Annotated in this window: 15 protein-coding genes and 1 pseudogene; 4 read left to right on the top strand and 12 right to left on the bottom strand. The window is 41.7% G+C overall.

The genetic code is table 11. The annotated features are described in order from the left end of the window. Nucleotides 1–62 precede the first annotated feature (62 nt). A complete protein-coding gene (locus tag HUK62_RS09380; RefSeq protein WP_176537717.1) occupies nt 63–962 on the bottom strand; it encodes a LysR family transcriptional regulator in 900 nt (299 codons plus the stop codon). A gap of 100 nt (nt 963–1062) precedes the next feature. On the opposite strand from HUK62_RS09380, the gene HUK62_RS09385 reads away from it, so the two are divergent. Together HUK62_RS09385 and HUK62_RS09390 are read left to right on the top strand one after the other, a co-directional pair. After that, nucleotides 1063–1479, top strand: coding sequence for a CidA/LrgA family protein (locus HUK62_RS09385; RefSeq protein ID WP_176537718.1), 417 nt, complete (start codon nt 1063–1065; stop codon nt 1477–1479). 9 nt (nt 1480–1488) lie between these two features. Then, on the top strand, nt 1489–2190 hold the full coding sequence (locus HUK62_RS09390) for an LrgB family protein (RefSeq protein ID WP_176537719.1): 702 nt from the start codon (nt 1489–1491) through the stop codon (nt 2188–2190). Between the two features lie 19 nt (nt 2191–2209). Here HUK62_RS09390 and HUK62_RS09395 read toward each other — a convergent pair whose 3' ends face one another. From HUK62_RS09395 to HUK62_RS09440, 10 genes and pseudogenes are all read right to left on the bottom strand, one after another. Then, nucleotides 2210–3436, bottom strand: a complete 1227-nt coding sequence (locus tag HUK62_RS09395; RefSeq protein ID WP_176537720.1) for an MFS transporter — start codon at nt 3434–3436, stop codon at nt 2210–2212. Between the two features lie 75 nt (nt 3437–3511). After that, a complete protein-coding gene (locus HUK62_RS09400; protein ID WP_176537721.1) occupies nt 3512–5785 on the bottom strand; it encodes a TonB-dependent receptor in 2274 nt (757 codons plus the stop codon). A gap of 15 nt (nt 5786–5800) precedes the next feature. Continuing rightward, complete coding sequence (locus tag HUK62_RS09405; protein ID WP_275056140.1) at nt 5801–7060, bottom strand: MFS transporter; 1260 nt, start codon at nt 7058–7060, stop codon at nt 5801–5803. Further along, nucleotides 7048–7428: a hypothetical protein gene (locus HUK62_RS09410; RefSeq protein ID WP_004979960.1), complete on the bottom strand. Its 381-nt coding sequence runs from the start codon at nt 7426–7428 to the stop codon at nt 7048–7050. The genes HUK62_RS09405 and HUK62_RS09410 overlap by 13 nt, the downstream gene beginning before the upstream one ends. After that, nucleotides 7425–8069 carry a GNAT family N-acetyltransferase gene (locus tag HUK62_RS09415; protein ID WP_176537722.1) on the bottom strand — a complete coding sequence of 215 codons (645 nt, stop codon included), beginning with the start codon at nt 8067–8069 and terminating at the stop codon, nt 7425–7427. Before HUK62_RS09415 ends, HUK62_RS09410 begins: the two co-directional genes overlap by 4 nt. Nucleotides 8070–8200: 131 nt before the next feature. Then, nucleotides 8201–9931, bottom strand: a pseudogene (locus HUK62_RS09420) (IucA/IucC family protein); the annotation flags it as partial. Further along, entirely contained in the window at nt 9928–11379 is a 1452-nt protein-coding gene (locus HUK62_RS09425; RefSeq protein ID WP_176537723.1) for a SidA/IucD/PvdA family monooxygenase, read from the bottom strand. The pseudogene HUK62_RS09420 and the gene HUK62_RS09425, both read right to left, overlap by 4 nt. Beyond that, complete coding sequence (locus HUK62_RS09430) at nt 11372–13156, bottom strand: IucA/IucC family protein (RefSeq protein ID WP_176537724.1); 1785 nt, start codon at nt 13154–13156, stop codon at nt 11372–11374. The genes HUK62_RS09425 and HUK62_RS09430 overlap by 8 nt, the downstream gene beginning before the upstream one ends. A gap of 418 nt (nt 13157–13574) precedes the next feature. Beyond that, nucleotides 13575–14042 (bottom strand): Cys-tRNA(Pro) deacylase, encoded by a 468-nt coding sequence (ybaK, locus tag HUK62_RS09435; RefSeq protein WP_005399552.1) that lies wholly within the window; start codon nt 14040–14042, stop codon nt 13575–13577. A gap of 167 nt (nt 14043–14209) precedes the next feature. After that, nucleotides 14210–15406 carry an alkane 1-monooxygenase gene (locus tag HUK62_RS09440; RefSeq protein WP_176537725.1) on the bottom strand — a complete coding sequence of 399 codons (1197 nt, stop codon included), beginning with the start codon at nt 15404–15406 and terminating at the stop codon, nt 14210–14212. Nucleotides 15407–15575: 169 nt separating this feature from the next. Between HUK62_RS09440 and HUK62_RS09445 the strand changes: the two genes are divergently transcribed. Then, complete coding sequence (locus HUK62_RS09445; protein ID WP_176537726.1) at nt 15576–16508, top strand: AraC family transcriptional regulator; 933 nt, start codon at nt 15576–15578, stop codon at nt 16506–16508. A 282-nt stretch (nt 16509–16790) separates the two neighbouring features. Next, nucleotides 16791–18995 (top strand): OsmC domain/YcaO domain-containing protein, encoded by a 2205-nt coding sequence (locus tag HUK62_RS09450; protein ID WP_176537727.1) that lies wholly within the window; start codon nt 16791–16793, stop codon nt 18993–18995. Nucleotides 18996–19064: 69 nt separating this feature from the next. On the opposite strand, the gene lpxB is transcribed toward HUK62_RS09450, so the two are convergent. Then, nucleotides 19065–20237, bottom strand: coding sequence for a lipid-A-disaccharide synthase (lpxB, locus tag HUK62_RS09455; RefSeq protein ID WP_176537728.1), 1173 nt, complete (start codon nt 20235–20237; stop codon nt 19065–19067). Nucleotides 20238–20323 lie beyond the last annotated feature (86 nt).

The following is a 20323-nucleotide window of genomic DNA, read 5'->3' on the forward strand; positions in this document are numbered from 1 at the left end:
GGTAATCAAAACGTAACCATATTGCTTATTTTTTAATAAGGCGTGTCTGAAGATGAAAATATCTAAAAATGAATTTGATCTTTATATTCATCAATGATCGATAACCATGCACGAGTTGCAGGATTCATCACTACGGTTGAATTCCATGCCATATTTAAGTTCCACCGCAAACTGGGTTGTTCCACTAAACTGACACTGAATTTTGCGTGATCTAACTGCTCACAATAAATTTGCGGCAATAAAGCAATACCGACACCTGACTCGACCATTTTGGCAATAAAGTCCCACTGGCTACTTTTGCATAACACTTTGGGTTCAAAACCAGCCGCCATCGCCGCATCTAGAATTACATGGTTTAAAGTAAAGGTGTCTGCATACAGTAAAAATGACTCTTCTTTAAGTTCAGCAAACTGCACCACATCGCGCATTCTCCACTGTGAATCGTAGTTGGAAAGCAAACACAACGGTGAATCGATAATTTGAATACCTTGAATACTGGGTTTTAACTCGCCCAATAAAATCCCAACGTCAATTTTTTTGGCTAAAATGGCTTCTTCAATGCCTGTCGCGCCGACTTCTAAAAAGTTCAATTCAATGTTGGGATACAATTTATGGAATTTAACGATTAAGGAACTCAGCAGTACTGAACCTAAAGGTGGCAAACCCAACCTCAGCACACCTTGTTTCAGCCCACGAATTTGATCTGCTGCTTCAAAGATCTGTTGCTCCTGCTGCAAAATCTGCAGGGCATGCAGATAGACTTGTTCTCCCATATAGGTCAGTTTGACTTCTCGCTTTCGCCCTGCTTCACCTTTATGAAATAGAGGCAGCCCTATCTCGTCTTCTAACTGTTTTAAAGATTTACTAATAGTGGGTTGAGTTACAGATAGCTCCTCCGCAGCAAGACTAAAACTGTGACTTTTCACCAGCTGCACAAATATTTTTAGCGCTTTAAAATCCAAAATTATTCCAATTAAGCATAATTATTATTTTATTATTCATAATTATAAGATCAGGTCAAACTTAAAATAACACCAACAACTTATAGCCTATGGTCTTCAAATGCGTCCGTTCAAATTGCCTTATCGTTCTACTCTTCAGGTAGGTTTGCTGATTGGGATTTGGTATATCGGAACGCTGATACAAGTCGCCCTGTCTTTACCGATATCAGGTGGGGTTGTGGGTCTAACGCTTTTACTTATTTCTCTGTTAGCGGGTCTATTTAAGCTGGACTGGATTAAGTCAGGTTCGGATTTACTTTTAGCTGAACTGTTGTTGTTTTTTATTCCTTGTATTATTGGGTTAATTAATTATAAACATCTTTTTCTTACCCAAGGTTGGCAACTGGTTTTATCTATTGTCCTTGTAACCATTTGCGTGATGACCTGCACTGCCTACTGTGTTTTCTTGGGCTTTAAGCTTGAAGCCAAGTTTCAAAAAAAGCCCAAGCAGTCACATCAGTTGAAAAGTCACATTTAAGGTACGATCATGCATATTCATTTCGTTGCCTTGATCTGTTTTATCGGAACGGTACTGGCCTATCTTTGGGGTAAAAAGTTTTATCAGAAACACCCATATGTATTGCTCTCACCAGCGGTTTTTATTCCCTGTCTGATTATTTTGTGTCTGGTGTTTTTCAACATTCAGTATGACAACTATATGTACTACAGCAAATGGTTAGTCTGGATGTTAGGCCCTGCAACGGTCACGTTTGCCATCCCGATCTATGAATATCGCAAAGTCATTCAACAGCATGCTTTTTCGATTGCTTTGGGCATTATCGTGGGTATGTTGGTTGGTGTAGTCAGCTCTTTTTACTTGGCACGTTTATTCCATTTTGATGCTGTGACCAGTTACAGTCTGATGAGCCGCTCTATCTCTACCCCTTTTGCCATGGAAGTCACGCAAGCCGTCGGAGGCTCAGTCGAGCTGGTTATTTTATTCACCGTGATTACGGGTATCGTTGGTGGACTCTTGGCCAACACCGTATTACTTGTTCTAAAATTGGATTCTAAATTTGCTCAAGGTGCATCATTGGGTAGTGCCGCACATGGTTTTGGGACCAGTACTGCTTTCAGACGCCATAAAGAAGAAGGTGTCGCAGCCTGTCTTAGTATGGTTTTAGCCGGTATTTTCATGGTGCTGTTTGGCCCAAGTTTAATTCACGCTGTCGTTTATCTTCTTGGTTAAACACCATCAATAAAGGATCTCATGCCACACTACTGAGATCCTTGTTGGCTTGTATGTGTTTAAAGCTAAAGTACAGCATCAGCCCCGTCATCAACGCCAATAAAAAATAATAGGGTAAATGCTGATTCCACTGATATAAGCCTGTACTTAACAACGGTGCAAAAACGAAACTCAGTGCTTGCGTAGCTGTGCATAAACTGGCAATTTTAGTTTGTAGCGTGGTTGGTGCGGTTTGGGCTGCCCCTGTGGTAAAAGCTGGAATTAAACAGGCCACGGCGATACCATAAAAAATATAAGCCGCTTGGAAAGTCCAAATCTGACTGGCACTCAGTGAAAGTATTAAACCCAAAACCATCGTCACAAGACCGACCCAAAGCAATTGTTTAATTGACCATTTAAAACATTTTGAAATCATCAATTGCATCAAAACCAGTGCTATCCCCACAATCAATGAACACTGAGAAAAATACACTGCACTCTGATGCGTGTCGAAATGGAATCGATCTTGGATATAAAAACCAGCAGTTAAATTCAGGGTAACAATAGCGCCATATAAGCTAAAACCCAACAATAACCAAATCCCTAACTTTGACCATTGCAGCTTTTCTGTAGGATAGTCTTGTAATTTAGCCGTGGTATCCTCCCGTTCTTGAGTCTGTGATGCTTGCTTCCCTTGAAAGCCCAGTACAATCCAAGCCGCCATAGCCGTTAAAATAGCCACTGCACCCCACAACGGTGTCAACATACTCCATGTCAGCAATAATGTCGTCGCTAAAGGACCTATCACCACGCCTAAGCTGTTCAGTGCACCAAACTTGGCCATGCTTTGGCTACGTTCCTGTTCACTGTGAAAAGCCGTCATGACATAACTTTGCAGCGCAATTTGTGGCATCGCCATAAAAAAGCCAGTACTGGCACGGGTCAATATCAATAAACTAAACAGAGCCGCAAATGAAATGGCATAACTCAGCCCATAACTGAGTACCGCCGCAAATAAGCCCCAAGTGATTGCCATACCGATAAAACCGATACTTAACAATTGATAAATGCTGAATTTTTGAGTTTGTTTAGAAATATAAATAGCTGAGATGGCCATCACCAAAGCACCAGCCGAAACCAACGCTCCACCTTGCAGTTCCGTCAGCCCCAGTTGCCGAATAAACGGTGCCAGTAAAGGTAAAATCATTGAAAAACAGGCACCATTGGCAAGGCTGCCTGCAATAAAGATTTTGTTATTGCTATTCATTTTATTATTTAAACCATTTCTTAAAGCGAGATTACAAAGCAAAGAGGTAGCTGAAAGCTACCTCTGATTGTGCAATTAGTATTTTAATGTGTAGCTCAAACCATAGGTTCGACCTTGAGCAGCTAAGCTTGAAATAGCACCATAAACTGACTCCACCGATTGACTATAGACTGATTTGTAGTCCGTATTCCAAACGTTATATACACCAAATCCGACCGTACCCGGACCTGCTTTGGCATTGGCTATGACGTCCATTGTTGCGAAACCATTGATTTCAGCAGGAACCGTTGAACCATACTTTACCGCATCTTTTTTGGCTTTATCAGTACCACCAATAGCAAGAGCTTGAACACGCAGGCTCATATCGTTGTTAAACTGCCACTCAGAGAATGCTGTACCTTTCAGTGGTGCAACACGGATTGCATCTAGCTCTTGCCACTTCCCTGCGGTATTTTTAAATTGTCCGCGGGTATAAGCCATGGTTCCACCCACTGTCCAATTGGGCTGTAGTCGATATGACAGATTTCCTTCAATACCATAAACGCGTTCATCGGTATCTAGAACTTCAATCGTGTAGTTGGGACGTCCAAATTTTAGACTTTTATCTGAGTCATTATAGAAAGTGGTGACACTCGTATTTAAACCATTTGCAGCTTGTACACGCCAGCCTAGCTCATAGTTATTGACTTTAATTGGATCAATAGTTTGACTATTCACAGTAAAACTTGCTGGTACATCACGAAGCATACGTTGAATGTCTGGGAGACTTGAGCCCTGAGAAAAGTTTGCGAAAACTTGTTGAGCATCCGTTAAATGATATACAGCACCAAGATTAAATAATGTTGCATCATGTTTGATCGTACCACCATTTAAAACAACTGGTGTATATGTTGGAATAGCATCTGCAACCATCGCTTCACTATAAGGAATCGAGTCCTGAACTTCACTATCAATACGCTCATGACGAATGCCAGCTTGTAGATTTAAGCCATCCGTAACATCGAATTGAGTTTGTAAGAAAAGACCAAATTTCGACGTATCAACATCTGGACCGAAGACATATTCATTTTGTGGATCGAGTGTCAAACCATTACTCGCCATAAAGGTTGCAAGATTATATTGCTGTGCAGTCTGAGAACCTTGCTCAAAATCATAATCCATACCATAAGTTAGGTTCAGACTACGGCTACCAAGATCAAAGGCTTTTTGTAAAGCTAGTCGAGCGCCCCATACATCAATATCAGTTTCAGATTGCGTTACGATATATGTGCCACCACTTGGAATTGCAGAATGTGCTAAATAATTTGCACTTGGGTAAAAACGCCCTGTTTCTGAACGATAATAAGCTTCCGCATTTAATATCTGCCCTAATAAATCTTGATGCTCATATTGCAGATTGAAGTTCGAACGTTTGGTTCTTGGCTGAGTATCGAGATCTAAACCTTTTACAGCATCTAAAGTCGGCTCCGCACCAAATAGTACGGCTAAGCCTGTACCATAATCAGGACCATACTCACTATCTTGCTCATCATTATAATATTGCGCACCAAAGCTTAGCTTTTGATTGTCAGTAAATTGCCAACTTAGGCGACCATTCACATCGACAGTTTCTGTGTCTTGACGATCAGTCTGTGCAACTTCAGGTCCTATACGCTCACCGTGACTATCTTGAAATTCGCCACGTTTGTTATAACTCGCACCCAAATAACCACTCACATCACCTTGATTAAAGGCAACCGATTGGAATGCTTCATATGCCATAGCATCGCTACGGATATTATCACCCGACGTCACACCGAGTTTAGATTCAAAGCTCAGTGCATCATCACTACCTTTTTTGGTAATGATATTGATAATACCGCCTGTCGCACCTGCACCATAGATACTACTTGCACCAGATACCACTTCGATACGTTCAATCGAATTTGGGCTGATACTATTCAACTGACGTGAACTATCACGAGAACCTGTCTGAGGCACGCCATCAATCATGTATTGCACCGCACGACCACGCATGGTCATCCCGTAGTTACTGGTTGTGCCTGAACTTGGTGTTAATGAAGGAATTAAAAAGCCAATAATGTCAGCAGTTGAACGACCTGCATTGGCCTGTTTTTCGATTTCAGCTTGATCAATGCTATAAACGGTGCCCGCAATGTCCGCAATACTCTTTGCGGATCGGGTTGCTGTCACCACAATCGGTGCAAGTTGTGTGGTTTCTTTTTGTTGGACCCCAACACTACTTGTCTGACTTGCTGAATTTGTTACAACGTTATCTTGAGCATATAACTGTGTACATACAGCCAGTGTTAAACAAGTCAACTGCATTGGTAACATAAAACGGCTCATATCTTTTTCCTTTTATTAAATTTCTTGATTCAACAGTTTTTGTTGAGTTTTTTGATGACGTGTAATGATGTATTGGCTCAGTAGTACACTGACTACAGACGCAACCGCCAACACCACATAAAAATTGCCATAGCCAAGTGCTTTGGCTAAAAAGCCCGATGCGGCTCCCCCGATGAAATAAACCAGTAGCTCAAAGCACACTAAAATGGTGAAATCAGTGCCTGCCTGTTCTTTGGAACTGCTTTGCATGAAATAGGCATATAACGAAGTCATCGCGACATAACGAATCGCAAGCATGACAATGACAAATCCCCCCAAGAGCAAATGCCACTGGTTTAACCAACCCAAAATAATGGCTACACCAATCACCCCATACAATGCTGTTCGACACCACCCCGCCCAAATGAGCAACTGTGTAGCCTGAATTTTTTTCAATAAAAATGCAGCACTCACAGCAGCAAGCAACCCCACACTTGCGCCAATCACAGACATCAACACCCCAATTTGGGCAAGCGTCCATTTTTGGTCAATCAGCATTGGATTGAGCATCGCCATTGCCGGTGCTTCTACAACGCGATAACATAGGATCAGGGCCAAGGCAGATAAAATTTCAGGGCGTTTAAAAGCACGGACTAAGCTTGGAGCTTGTTTGGCAATATTTGTCTGTTCGTTTGTATGTTCTTGAATATAAAAAACAGCAAACATCGTTAAAGCGGTCATAAGTGCTAAACATACCAATGCACTTTCCCAGCCATAGTACTGGTATAGCCATAATGTCGCTGCACCACCCAACATACTCCCCAAAGCGACTCCTATACTCTGAGCCATACTGCCTAGACGATATTCAGACGCTGAAAAGGTTTCTACGGTATAACCATCTATGGCAATGTCTTGGGTCGCCGCAAAGCTTGAAATCCACAAACCAATCACAACAAACACCACCAGCCCGTAAGAGAACTGGGTAAAGGCCAAGGCCAATACTCCAAGTACCAGTGCTACTTGTGTAAAGAGCAACCATGTTTTTCGTTTCCCTAACTTTTTGATATAAAGCCGGTCGATGAGTGGTGCCCATAAAAACTTAAACGCCCATGGAATATAAAGCAGCGACAGCATTCCAATCCAACGTAAATCTACCCCCTGATGTCGCAAAATAGCGGGCAATGCCACATTGTAAAAATACAAAGGCAAGGCATGTGCCAGATATAAAACAATGACAACGGCTAAGCTCAAAGCTGAGATTTGGCTTGTTGCTCTTTGTGTATTTAGGTTTTGCATATCCACCTCTGCACTGCCCATTGCAGTGCATCAGAATGATCAAGTGTGACGTAGTAAGGCACCCGCCATGCAGCATGCAGTGAAGGTGTATTCAGTCGTTGTTGATCGGTTGGGTCTTGTGCAATTCGAACCAAACCCAAGCAGTATTGAAAGAAAAGTTGTTTGTATTTTTTGTACCAAACCGCTTGCAGTTGACGGTATTCCTCAGGAAATTCCGTACCGATATCGGTTTGCATGACCAAAACAAAGTGCTGTTTCTTTAAGAAAAAACGTTCGACTTGGCTAAGCCATTGTTCAAATTCGGCGACAGTGACATGCGCCGAAAAGCGCATGTCCATGATTTGTATATGCTCTGAGCTATAGCTCATGTAAGTTCCTCAGTCCTATTGAGTGGGTTATGGTTTTGCATAAATGCATTTGAATCAGTTAAATACCTCCCAAATTTTCCATAGAATTTTTGTTTAAAGCAGTAATACAACATGGCCGTTTTTTCAGGCATCGGGATCAAGCGCTGTGCCTCATAGCACATTTCTTCGACCACTGCTGCATAGGGTTTAACGGTGTGGTCAGGCTCCCCGACAATTTTGTCGGAAGGTGCATTTTCAAAAATATAAAAACCTAATAGCCGCATTACTGGACGCAAGTAGCCTTTGCCAAAAGCCGACTTTTCACCGAACAGTAAGTGCCACCCGAGGTCTAAATCATCACCATCGTAATAGCGTCCTAGACGGTCACGCTTGCCTTCATAGATTTCGGTATAGCCCACATCCTGCCCATCCACCCCAACGATCAACAAACGGTGATGGTCATCGGCCAGCATTTTTTCAAAATACACCGCGAGATCAACTTCAGACTTATTCAGCTGCCACTGTGGAATAACATGAGGCTCATGCATCCATTTATGTAACAGTGCTAAGTCCTGCGGATATTGTACTTGGCGCAAGTAAAATTGCGTCTCATTCTCATAATATTCGTAAAAATCGGGAAGTTGCTGTGAAAGTGTTTTCATGTGGAAGCCTGCTATTTTTGAGTGTTTTATGATGCGATACGCTTTGTCGTTGTATCGTCAGTTGACTTGGACACCTGCTCTGACCATCGTTTTAAGGTTTCAGGGCTGACAGGATTGGCAATTGGATCTTAAAACACAGGGACAGGACGTTCTGCTTCATCGTTATAACTGGTGGTAAATAGACGCACTCGGTTTAAACAAATTTTTTCAAATTCGGCTCTAAACATGGCAAATTTTTCAATGCGTTCTGCCAACTCTGGATGCGCCTGATGGAAAGTATCAATGACCAATGAAATGGTCTGCCAAAATTCAACTTCGCTATGCTCAGGGTAGTCTTGTAGAAATACATTACAGATATAGCGGTAATGCACCATAAACAGCCCAGTGAAAATAAAATGGCTGAGTTCATGCGCAGGATGACGCAGTAAAATTTGCCCTTCAATAGGTAAACTTGCCAATTCTGGAAAGTCTTCATCAACCAAATTGACATCATCAATAAAGTCTTTCAGCACCATTTTCTGCGGTACGCCATTGGCATGAATAAGCATGGTATTTTCCCCATGTGGAGAAAAAGCCAAGCCATATTTGTACAAGCAGATTAAGAGTGGAGTAACAGAGAATTCGGCAAAGCGTTTTAACCAATGTAATGGACTCAAACCCGACGCCTGAATCAACACGGCTAATATTGACTGGCCATTGATATCTCGATGTAATAAAGCCGCTTGAGAAAGTGCCTGTTCGCCTGTTCCAATCATTGGGTCTACACTTTCACGCCACAAACAGCCAAACAGTTCTTTAAACTGATACGGCGCACCTTCAATCTGATCAAAACATGGCTGATGAATAGTCAAAGTTGCCACTTCACCTAAGAATGCAACACCTGACTGTTTTAAGTCTGGATCTTGAGATTGAATCTGCTTTAACCAAGCTGTGACGGCTGGAGCTGCTAAGTTTCGTTTAGACGGCAACCCACGATACACCGCAGTATTGAAGATACTGACAGGCAATTTGACATAATGACGCTCAGGCTGACTGATATTGCAAAGTGTGCGAATCGACTGCATAGGTACATAGTCATCTTGCCCAACGCCTAGTTCAATAATGCGCTGATCCACGATTTCATTGGCATAAGTTGGCACTAACCATTGATGCCACTGCCATGCATGTACTGGAATGAGGAAATAATCACGACAAGAGCAGCCTCTTTCATGTAACTGTTGTTCAAAGCTATCTAACTCTTCTGCATCCAACTCATATTGATAAAGTGTCCCCGCTTGCCACTCCTCGGTAGAACGGAACTCTGCCAAATCACGATGCACCGCAAGCCACAGTACTTTGACTGTTGGCGAAAGTTCAGGAGCGGCACTTAAGTAGTCGTCATAACCAAAACCCATACGACCCTTGCTCATAATCAACCACGGATGACCACGGAGCATGCCTTCAATTTCATGATGCGATGCGGTCAATACTGCTTCACTGCTTAAACGACTTTCATCAAATAAATGCGCCTCGGCTAACCACGTATTGTTCATTTCTTTGATGAGATATGCCTTGGTAAAAGGCTTCACTTCGGTTTGATTTGAAAACGCGCGAATAAAAGTATGTAAGTTCCATGCAGGCAGGTCTTCAGCCACGCTCAACTCACGTACTGAACCCTCCTCAATCTGCCAATGTCCCAATAAATAGTTTTGTGCTTTAAAAGTATAGGTTTGATCATCCAACATCAGCTGGTAACGATTGTTCTTTAAATCGGTCACTTGAATAATTTCTTCATATAAAAATTCAGCAATCGCCATTTCAATTAAGCGCTGTCCTGCCAAACGCCACTGTTTCTGATTCACTTGAAGTTGTGCAAAGCTCATATGATTTTCTCGAATGTATAAGGCTGCATAGAGGGATGTGCCCCTGTTTGTATTTTGCGCTGCTCAATATTTTTTGATTTAGGAATCGATGGTGCTAAAGCAGCTGTTCGTGTAATAGATGTGTCATTCTGCACATACATTTCAGGGTTCTGCTCAGCGTTGAAATGCTGAAAGGTCTGTTCATTACTGTCCAGCTCATAAAGCTGATAACCCAGTAGTTGATTGGCGATGGTCGCAGCACGAAATGCGCCTAGGCCTAAATCTGGTGTACCTACGCCATGACTATGCATTTCTTGGTTTTGCACATAAATTTCACCCATTGCTGTATGCTGCAAACGATAGTCTTGGCTCACCTTCCAACGCCCCGCTTGATCTGTTGCAATCAAGGGCTTTAAGTATTTTAAAAATGAAAACTCAGGGCTGTAATAACCTGTAGATGCCACTACAAAATCAGCATCTATATAAAAACGTTGCTCGGTTACGGTATGTTCAAGGCTCAAGCGAATCTGCTGACTTTCCCGTAACTCAGCATCAAGCAACTGAATTTGTGCATGCAAATGTGTTGCTTGTGTAGCCGAGGCAATACTACGGTGGTAAAGTTTTTGGTAAATCTCACGTATGGTTTTGGCACTAATGCCTTTGTACAGCAAGCTTTGATCTTTCAACTGCGCTGCTTTTTGTGTTTCTGAAAGTCTATAAAAATGTTGGGTATAGTTCGGACTAAAATGTTCCAAGCCCAAAGGTGCATATTCCATTGGGAAAAAGCCATTGGAACGCGTCAGCCAATGCAGCTTAAAGTTAGCCGTTGGTACACAGTCATGTTGATACTGCTGATCAAACAAATCTAAAAAGACTTCAGCAGAAGACTGTCCTGAGCCTAAAACTATGACATTGCCTTTGAGCTTTCTTTTTTTATGGGTTAAGTACTCTGCTGAATGAATGCACTTTTCAGGCACTTGTTGTTGTAACTTACGCAGACATTCAGGCAAATAAGGCTGGTTGCCCGAACCAATCACCAAGTTTCGACACAAGTAACGAACAAAACGGCCACCTTGCTCAACCACCACCTCAAAACCTTCGCTTTTGGCATAAATGGCCTTCACCGTCGATTGGTACTGTATATGACCCAGTTGATCTGCCACCCATTGGCAATAATGGTTATATTCACGGCGCGGAATATGAGGCTGCTCAAGGAAGTAGAACTTATATAAGCGCTGCTGTGATTTTAGGTAATTCAAAAAACTCAACGGACTGGTCGGATCGACCATCGACACCAAATCAGCCATGAATGGAACTTGCAAGACCGTATTGGGAAGTTGCATACCTGCATGCCAGTCGAACTGCGCTTTTTTTTCAAAAAACAGATAGTGCAATTCTGTCTTTTCATGCAACAAACTGGCTAGGCTTAAGTTAAATGGCCCAAGGCCAATCGCAATAAAATCAAGCATAGAGAGCATCCTCTTGTTTGATATATAGCGGATTGGCTAACTGAATATAGACAGACTGATTTTCAACGGGTGCAATCAATTCATCCAGTTCATATAAGCGAGTCAGTAAGTTACCCTTATAAGGCAGCGTCGGTTGATACAACAGACTTTGAATCAAACTACTCTCTGGATATTGCTTCAACAGGTCAAAGAGGTGTTGCTGTAAAACAGACAGTAAATCTTGCTCACTAACAAAACCTGTTGCACCGATGGCATTGATGATGCCAAACAAGGTATTGCCAAAGAAATAATAACTAAAGCGCTCATCGACAAAAGTCTTTGAACCTACCGCATGGGCCTTATCATGCAGTTCTGGAAATTGTTGTAAAATTTCATCTGCGAGTTCTTCGATATAATAAAAACCTTGGTTGTCCCGTAGCCATAGCCACTGTGGCCAGCCATCTTTCAATTCAACCAAGACATTTTGCTGATGTGACTCAAAGGCCATACCATAACGATGGTAGACGTACATGAGTGGCCTCAGACTGATGTTTAAAAAGGTCTTAAACCAATCATGAGCGATTTGTGCTTTATCATTTAACTTTTGTTGAGAAGCAATTTGATCAAATAATGCATTAAAACGATTACGTTCTTCTACGGGATGATCCTGACACAATGAAGCAATACACGTGACTTGCTGTTCGGGAATAAAAGGCTGATCACGCACAATACAAATCGTTTCATCGATGATTTCACCATCCAACTGAAGAGCAATCCACGCCGGATCATTCACCGCTTTTAGGCTTGGACATTGTTTTAAAATACTTTGCCCTAACTCACTGTGCCAAAGCCGATGCGTCATTTCACCGCGGTGACATTCTTTTGCTAAATTGACGCGGATAGAGTTGGTAATCATCACTGAAAGCGATGGTTTTAACATCCACGGCGCGTTAAAGCTCGCCAAAGTACGTACAGAAGTGGTTGGAGAAAATATCCATGCTTTTTCACCCAAATCAATGATTTTCAGTTTAGCTCTTAAACTTTTAAACCACGCTTTGCTTTGTAAATAGCGGGCTTGCCAGGGATGCAGTGGTAGCAGCTTGTAATGTGCATATGTAGCTAAAGTCTCAAGTTCCGATTCAGACAAATGCCATTTGATTTCTTGTTTAAGTTGTATTGAAAAATCCTGCTCAAGCGCTGTTCCTTCTGCAATATATTCCGGTGCCACCAGCCAATAATACAGCTGGGTCTGACCACAAGCTTTTGGTGAATATTTTTGCCAGTCCTCATGGACAAAACCTGTTCGGCTTTTCGGTGCAGGATGCATGCTATGACCTAAAATCAAAGCCTGTTCAGACTCTATGAAACCTTGCTCAACCTGTACGAGCGCATCAAAATCTTCTGCCCGAATATTTAAAAACTGTTGTAATGCGTCACGACTTTGAATCCAACGTTCAACCAAGGATGCTGCATCGACATGGCCTTCGGATTGTTGCACTAACTCTTCTAGTAGCAAACTAACCATGGCTACTGCGCTAAAGTTAAGCTTTTGGCCTTTTTGAAAAATTTGCGGTAAAGCCGCAATACGATGTCGCCCAACACGACTGACATAGCTTAATGGAACAAAAAGCTGTGCTTGGATTAAACTAAGCGGCAAAGATAACAGCGTCAAACCTTGGCTAAACGCGAGTTGAGTTGAATTTTGTTGATACTTCTCAAACAAGCTCGCCTTGCCTGTTTCTTGTGAGTATGCATTGACAAGATGCTGCATCGCCAAGCGATTGGCTAGCTCTTTCATCTGACCATTTCCTCTTTTTAAAGCTTATTCCAAGCTCATTTCATGTAATTATGTTTCTTAAAGGTGTTCACGTTGGCCAACGCTGCAAAAAGCATGTTAATGGTAATTATTATCATTTATCTTTGCAATTTTGTTTATTTTTGGAAATATACGCACTACACCAACATATATTATTGTTTTTTAATACTTTTAAAAGTTTAATCAGTTTTTCTAATAAAGCCTATACGAAATTACACCATAGCTTTAAATGATAGTTTATGAATTTATAATTGATTCGAACTATAAAATTTCCCTATATTTCATAAGGAAAAGCCCATTCAGGTGACTGAATGGGCTTTCATTTGTGCTCAAATTAATACTCAAAAGAGTTCAAGGCTTAAATCAAATAGGGGTGAAGCAGCGAAGACGCCACTGCTCTTTATTCATCGAGTACATCAGCAAAAGTGGCTGAAAGCACTTTTGCTAAATCCTGAGGTTTTAAACCGATATCTAAGCCGCGCTTCCCCCCACTGACATATAATTTTTCCAACTGTACTGCGCTTTGGTCAATCACGGTTTTTAACCTTTTTTTCTGTCCAACAGGACTAATCCCACCGACCAAATAACCGGTCAGTCGTTCTGCATCTTTAGGGTCGGACATTTTTAGTTTTTTTGCCCCCACTGCCTGTGCAACTTTTTTCAAATTTAACTGATGGTGTACAGGAAGAATCGCAACAAAATAGTTTTTTTCGTCGGTCACCAACAGTGTTTTAAACACCTCTTCGACACGTAGATTTAATTTTTCTGCGGCTTCAAGCCCGAAGCTTTTTGCATTGGCATCATGTTCATATTCATGAATAGAAAAATCGATTTTATTGGCTTTTAAAAGTTTGGTTGCAGGTGTCATTTCTGTTCAATATTTTCACTACATACTCGGTATTATATGCCTATTCAAAAAGAAAGTTTAGCGGTACGCCTATCATGAGCATCGAACTTACAGGCACTCAACGAATCAATGACTGTAAGTCCGATGTCAACTATGTATGCAGCTTGTTATCTCTGAAATATCCCAGTTTAGTCAGCACTTAATCCAAATTTCTTAAAGATTTGAGCACGGCGCTTTGGCAAAATATTGGCTTTGGTCAAATCACCTTCGTAGTGATCAAACACTCGTTGATCCATCATTTTGAACCACAGCTTTGGAATTAACGCTGGAATTAACATGGTGGCATAACCACTCGGTAGTTCTGGGGCTTCATCAAAATGTCTTAAGGCCTGAAATGGGCGGTTTGGATAGGCATGATGATCTGAATGGCGTTGTAACTGGTACAAGAATAAATTGGTCACAATGTTGTTATTATTCCAACTGTGTTCTGGCATGGTTCGCGCATAGCTGCCATCTTCTTTTTGGCTACGCTTTAAACCATAGTGTTCAATATAATTAATAATTTCAAACAGACTCACACCATAAAATGCTTGTGTCACCAGATATGGCGTCACTTTTTTACCAAACAATTTCAACATGGCTGCATGAAAACCAGCACTCATCGCCCATCCATGAAACAGTTCATTTTCTTTGGAGAAGAAAGACAGACATTTTCGTTTTAGGCGTTTATGTTCAATTTCAACAGCCGACTTCAGCCCACCGAAAACGGTGCGTGGCCAAAACTCATAAAAAGTCTCGCCCATTTTCGATGAAGCAGGATCTTCTGGCGTCGCAGCACGTTTATGGTGCCCATAAGGATGCTCAATGCGGAAATGGTTGTAGACCAACGGTGCTAAAGTCATATGTGACCAATAATGATCTGATTTTTTAGGACGGTGGCACAACTCATGTGCTGTATTTACCGCTACTCCATTAATTGCCCCCATGGAAACGCCCAATAATATTTGGTCGAGCATTGATACATTTTGGCGAGTCACCACATAACCTGCAAACAAATTGGCTGCCATTTGTAGCGGAATGAACAATTTCACAATACGGTCATAGTACGGGTCATTTACCAAGACCTTAATTTCATCATCCGAAGGATTATTTTCATCTGCACCGACCAGGCCATCTACCGCAGGAATAATGACATGCAGTAGCAACGGCCCACCCAAAGCGAAGATTTTCTTGGTGGGTTTCGGGCCAAAATGATAGCCCGCTAAAATGCCCATGCCAATCACAGGAAGCCCAGGACTCAATAACCAGCCAAAACGCTTTTTATCGATCCCTGCTGCATTTTTGACGACCACGCTAGCATTCGTCATTTTCACTGATGCATTCATTACCATTCTTCCAATTTTCTTGTTATGCCTTTATATTTCTAGAAATGGGACATAAAGAACAGTTGCTAACGTCCAAGAAAACAGCGTAATCGTCCTTGGCCTGAAATGACTTAAATTGACCCTAAATCAAATATTAAGCCTAAGATATAAAGACTAGAAATCGTAAAGTATGGATGCTTTAAGTAAAATTTTTGAAGATATACACCTCAACCAATCTGAGTACCTCTACCTTAAACCGCATGGTGAGTGGGTTTTTCGCTATACCGAACAATCAACCATGATGGCCTATGCGGTACTTCAAGGACAACTCACTATTTGTTTAGATGCTAAACAAATTATTGTTGCTGAAGTCGGAGACTTGATCTTACTCCCTTCGGGGCCAAGTCATGAGTGTCGCGCCTCAACTACCGACCAACTGTTAGAAGTATTCGATATTTCTGACTCATTTGCCCAAAACCAACACAAAGAAGTCTCTTTTGGCAGTGATGCGACACAACAAAAAACTGTGATCTTGGCCTTACATGCACATATGGACCCCATTATGGCGCGTCCTTTAGTACAGGCCTTACCCGCGTTTATTCACCTTCAACACAAAGATCTCAGCACGGTTCCTGAATGGTTGCAAATTGGGCTGCAGTTTCTCGCTCTAGAAGTCCAACGTATACGCCCAGGTCGCGACAAAATTTTGGATCATTTGGTGAGTATTTTATTAATTGAATGTGTACGTGATTATATTGACGCGCTGCAAGACTCGAACAATTGGCTGAGTGCTTTATCTCATCCTGAACTCTCCAATGCTCTTGCAAAAATTCATGCGGAACCTGCACAGCCTTGGACAGTTGAGTCCCTTGCAGAACAGTGTTGTATGTCACGGTCTAAATTTGCCACATTGTTTAGCCAAATTTTAGGCACCAGCCCTTTGGCTTATTTGCAACAACACCGTCTGCGTTTAGCCGCCCAATACCTGCGTAATGGACAAGGAACCATTCAGCAAATTGCACATCGGGTCGGATACAACTCAGAAACGGCTTTTAGCCAAAGCTTTAAACGACAGTATCAAATGAGCCCAAGCCAATATAGAAATAATCCAAACCCAACTTAAAGTGCCCGTCCTTAATGGTTTAATAGCAATCTTCTCTCAGCTTATGTCTTTGTCCATCAAGATAAATACCCTGAACTTGCAGACAAAGATTAGCATCTTGTGAAAATCACACTATAATATCCCGCATCCTTGCTAGAGATGGCTTCAAACCACTGCTTGTTTGTTCTTTTTCGCTCTAGCCACACTTTTTTAAGTCCAATTTTCATCCGTGATTCGGCTTATTTTTCAATATTTTATCTCTTGTGTGTCCATGCTGACATATAAGAAAATTTAGGTGCCAGCATGGAAATCAAGGTTAATTATCTCGATAATCTTCGCCAAGAAGCGAAGTTCGATGATTTTACAGTCATTGCCGATCAACCGATTCGCTACAAAGGTGATGGCTCTGCACCCGGTCCATTTGACTACTTTTTAGCATCTTCTGCGCTTTGTGCAGCTTATTTTGTCAAAGTGTATTGTTTAGCACGCGACATTCCAACCGACAACATTCGCTTGTCTCAAAACAACATTGTTGACCCTGAAAACCGCTATAAACAAATTTTCAAAATTCAAGTTGAACTCCCTGCAGACATTTCAGAAAAAGATCGCCAAGGTATTTTGCGCTCTATCGACCGTTGTACGGTTAAGAAAGTAATTCAAACAGGCCCTGAGTTTATTATTGAAGAAGTAGAAAGCATTGATGCTGACGCTCAAGCCCTGCTTATTCCAAGCCTTGCATCCGAAACCAGTACCATCATTGCGGGTAAAGACCTGCCTTTAGAAGAAACCATTGCCAATATGTCAGGTATTTTGGCTGGTCTAGGCATGAAAATTGAAATCGCTTCTTGGCGTAATATTGTGCCAAATGTGTGGTCTTTACATATTCGTGATGCTCAATCGCCCATGTGTTTTACCAACGGTAAAGGGTCAAGCAAAGAAAGCGCTTTAGCTTCTGCGCTGGGTGAGTTCATTGAACGTCTGAACTGTAACTTCTTCTATAATGACCAGTTCTGGGGTGAAGACATTGCCAATGCAGAGTTTGTGCATTATCCAGATGAAAAATGGTTCATGCCAGGTCCAAATGGTGAAATGCCAGAAGGTGTACTGGATGAGTACACCCTTGAAATTTATGACCCTGAAGAAGAACTGTTAGGTACGCATTTATACGACACCAATTCGGGGAAAACTGAGCGCGGTATTTGCTCTTTACCTTTTGTTCGCCAGTCTGATGCTGAGGTAGTTTACTTCCCATCAAACTTGATTGAAAACTTATACCTTAGTAACGGGATGAGTGCAGGAAACACCTTAGCTGAAGCACAAGTACAGTGTTTGTCTGAAATTTTTGAGCGTGCGGTAAAACGTGAAATTTTGGAAGGTGAACTGACCCTGCCAGATGTACCGCAAGAGGTTTTAGCGAAATATCCTAGCATTTTAGCAGGTATTCAAGGTTTAGAAGAGCAAGGTTTCCCTGTACTGGTGAAAGATGCCTCTCTAGGCGGTCAATACCCTGTAATGTGTGTGACGTTAATGAACCCACGTACAGGTGGTGTATTCGCCTCTTTCGGTGCACACCCAAGCTTTGAAGTTGCGCTTGAGCGTAGCTTAACCGAGCTATTACAAGGTCGTAGCTTTGAAGGTCTGAACGACTTACCTCGCCCAACATTTAGGTCAAATGCGGTCACTGAACCCAATAACTTTGTTGAGCACTTCATTGACTCAAGTGGTGTGGTGTCATGGCGTTTCTTTAGTACCAAATCGGACTATGACTTTGTCGAGTGGGACTTTACCAATCAAGGCCAAAACTCAAATGCTGATGAAGCTGATGAACTGTTCGGTATTTTGGAAAATATGGGCAAAGAAGTCTATATGGCCATTTACCAACATTTAGGTGCAACAGCCTGCCGTATCTTGGTGCCCGGTTACTCAGAAATTTACTTGGTTGAAGACTTGGTTTGGGATAACACCAACAAAGCACTACTTTACCGTGAAGACATCCTCAACTTACATCGTTTAGGCGACGAACAGCTTGAAGCTCTGGTTGAACGTTTAGAAGAATGTGAGCTAGACGACTATACTGAAATCAAGACTTTGATCGGGATTGAGTTTGATGACAATACCGAATGGGGTCAATTGACTCTACTTGAACTTAAACTACTCATCTATCTTGCATTAGAGCAGTTTGAGGAAGCGAAAGACTTGGTTGAAGCATTCTTACAATACAACACCAATACCGTTGAACGTGGTCTGTTCTACCAATGCATGAATGTCGTACTCGAAGTGATGTTGGATGACGACATGGAACTGGAAGAATATGAAGCCAACTTCCGCCGTATGTTCGGTGATGAACGTATGGATGCAGTAATAGGCACAGTTGAAGGTCGTATTCGTTTCTATGGTTTAACCGAAACCAGCATGAAACTTGAAGGCTTAGACCGTCACTTACGTTTAATCGACAGTTATAAAAAGTTACACGCTGCACGTGCCAAGGCTGTTGGACTAAAACCTTAAAATAAAAAGAAACAACCCAAATACGTTTGGGTTGTTTCTCACTGCACTATTACGATGTTTTAAAAAAAATTAATCTAAAATATTTAAAATCGCCTCAACAGGATTTTCACTATTACCTGCAAGTAACTGTTTATGCATGGTAATGTGCTGCATAGCCTGAATCTGTGCGGTTTCAATATTCATTAATTTTTCAATTTCAGCCGCCAATTTCTCAGGTGTTGCATCTTTTTGAATTAATTCTTGTATTACTTTCTTGCCCGCAATAATATTCGGCAATGAATAATATTGAATCTTGATCAAGAATTTCACCACATGATAGGTGAGCCAATTCAACTTATAGAAGGTCACCATTGGTCGGTGTAACAGCATAGCTTCTAAAGTTGCTGTACCCGATGCTAAAGCCACAATATTGGCTGCATTCATAACTTGGCGCCCAATCTTCGACTCGGTGCCTGAGTTTTCAAGCAAGTCAATTTGATCGACCAGTGCTTTTGGATACTGAGTAAGCAAAGCTTCGATTTGTTGCTTACGTGCATCATTGATTGCTGGTATCACAAAGCGATAGTTTGGATATTTGGCGTAGAGCAATTTTGCAGCATCTAAAACCAGTGGACCGAGCTTTTCAATTTCACCACGTCGACTTCCCGGCAATAAGGCAATATGCTTTTGGATCACATCTAAACACAGTTCTTCTTTGGCTTGTAAAATTGGGTTTTCCAAAGGCAATTGGCTCGCCAAGGGGTGTCCTACAAACGCAGCAGGAACATCCCATTTTTTATAAAATGCTTTTTCAAACGGAAATAAACACAGTACCAAATCAATAGAAGCTTTGATGCCATGAACCCGTCCCTGACGCCATGCCCAAACGGAAGGACTAACATACTGCACAGTTTTTATGGGCAATTGTTTTTGTTTTAAACTTTTTGAAAGACGCAAATTAAAATCTGGCGCATCGATACCAATAAATACATCGACAGGATTGGTAGCCCACTTCTCTACCAGTCCATCACGCACCGCAAAAAGCTTTTTAATGTCTTTCAGAACCTCAACCAACCCCATGACCGATAAAATATCCATCGGATAAAAGCTCTTGAAACCCTCTGCAATCATTTGCGGGCCACCAATACCCTCAAATTCTGCATCAATTCCTTGCTCACGAAAACTGCGAATAAGTTTAGCACCTAAAGTATCACCTGATACTTCACCCACTACGATTCCAATTTTAAGTTTCCGAATTTGCAAAGCATTATTCCTTATTTTTCAACCCATGCATCATAACATAGCGTCTTTTGGGATGGGTATTGATCGGCTCTTTCTATTTATGCTGC

This window comes from Acinetobacter sp. NEB 394 (assembly GCF_013374795.1).
In the GTDB taxonomy this organism is placed as follows: domain Bacteria; phylum Pseudomonadota; class Gammaproteobacteria; order Pseudomonadales; family Moraxellaceae; genus Acinetobacter; species Acinetobacter johnsonii.

What these genes read in the sequence shown, in the direction of transcription:
- HUK62_RS09385 (WP_176537718.1), top strand. Translation starts at nt 1,063, where the DNA reads ATGCGTCCGTTCAAATTGCCTTATCGTTCTACTCTTCAGGTAGGTTTG.
- HUK62_RS09390 (WP_176537719.1), top strand. Translation starts at nt 1,489, where the DNA reads ATGCATATTCATTTCGTTGCCTTGATCTGTTTTATCGGAACGGTACTG.
- HUK62_RS09395 (WP_176537720.1), bottom strand. Translation starts at nt 3,436, where the DNA reads ATGAATAGCAATAACAAAATCTTTATTGCAGGCAGCCTTGCCAATGGT.
- HUK62_RS09400 (WP_176537721.1), bottom strand. Translation starts at nt 5,785, where the DNA reads ATGAGCCGTTTTATGTTACCAATGCAGTTGACTTGTTTAACACTGGCT.
- HUK62_RS09405 (WP_275056140.1), bottom strand. Translation starts at nt 7,060, where the DNA reads ATGCAAAACCTAAATACACAAAGAGCAACAAGCCAAATCTCAGCTTTG.
- HUK62_RS09410 (WP_004979960.1), bottom strand. Translation starts at nt 7,428, where the DNA reads ATGAGCTATAGCTCAGAGCATATACAAATCATGGACATGCGCTTTTCG.
- HUK62_RS09415 (WP_176537722.1), bottom strand. Translation starts at nt 8,069, where the DNA reads ATGAAAACACTTTCACAGCAACTTCCCGATTTTTACGAATATTATGAG.
- HUK62_RS09425 (WP_176537723.1), bottom strand. Translation starts at nt 11,379, where the DNA reads ATGCTTGATTTTATTGCGATTGGCCTTGGGCCATTTAACTTAAGCCTA.
- HUK62_RS09430 (WP_176537724.1), bottom strand. Translation starts at nt 13,156, where the DNA reads ATGAAAGAGCTAGCCAATCGCTTGGCGATGCAGCATCTTGTCAATGCA.
- ybaK (WP_005399552.1), bottom strand. Translation starts at nt 14,042, where the DNA reads ATGACACCTGCAACCAAACTTTTAAAAGCCAATAAAATCGATTTTTCT.
- HUK62_RS09440 (WP_176537725.1), bottom strand. Translation starts at nt 15,406, where the DNA reads ATGAATGCATCAGTGAAAATGACGAATGCTAGCGTGGTCGTCAAAAAT.
- HUK62_RS09445 (WP_176537726.1), top strand. Translation starts at nt 15,576, where the DNA reads ATGGATGCTTTAAGTAAAATTTTTGAAGATATACACCTCAACCAATCT.
- HUK62_RS09450 (WP_176537727.1), top strand. Translation starts at nt 16,791, where the DNA reads ATGGAAATCAAGGTTAATTATCTCGATAATCTTCGCCAAGAAGCGAAG.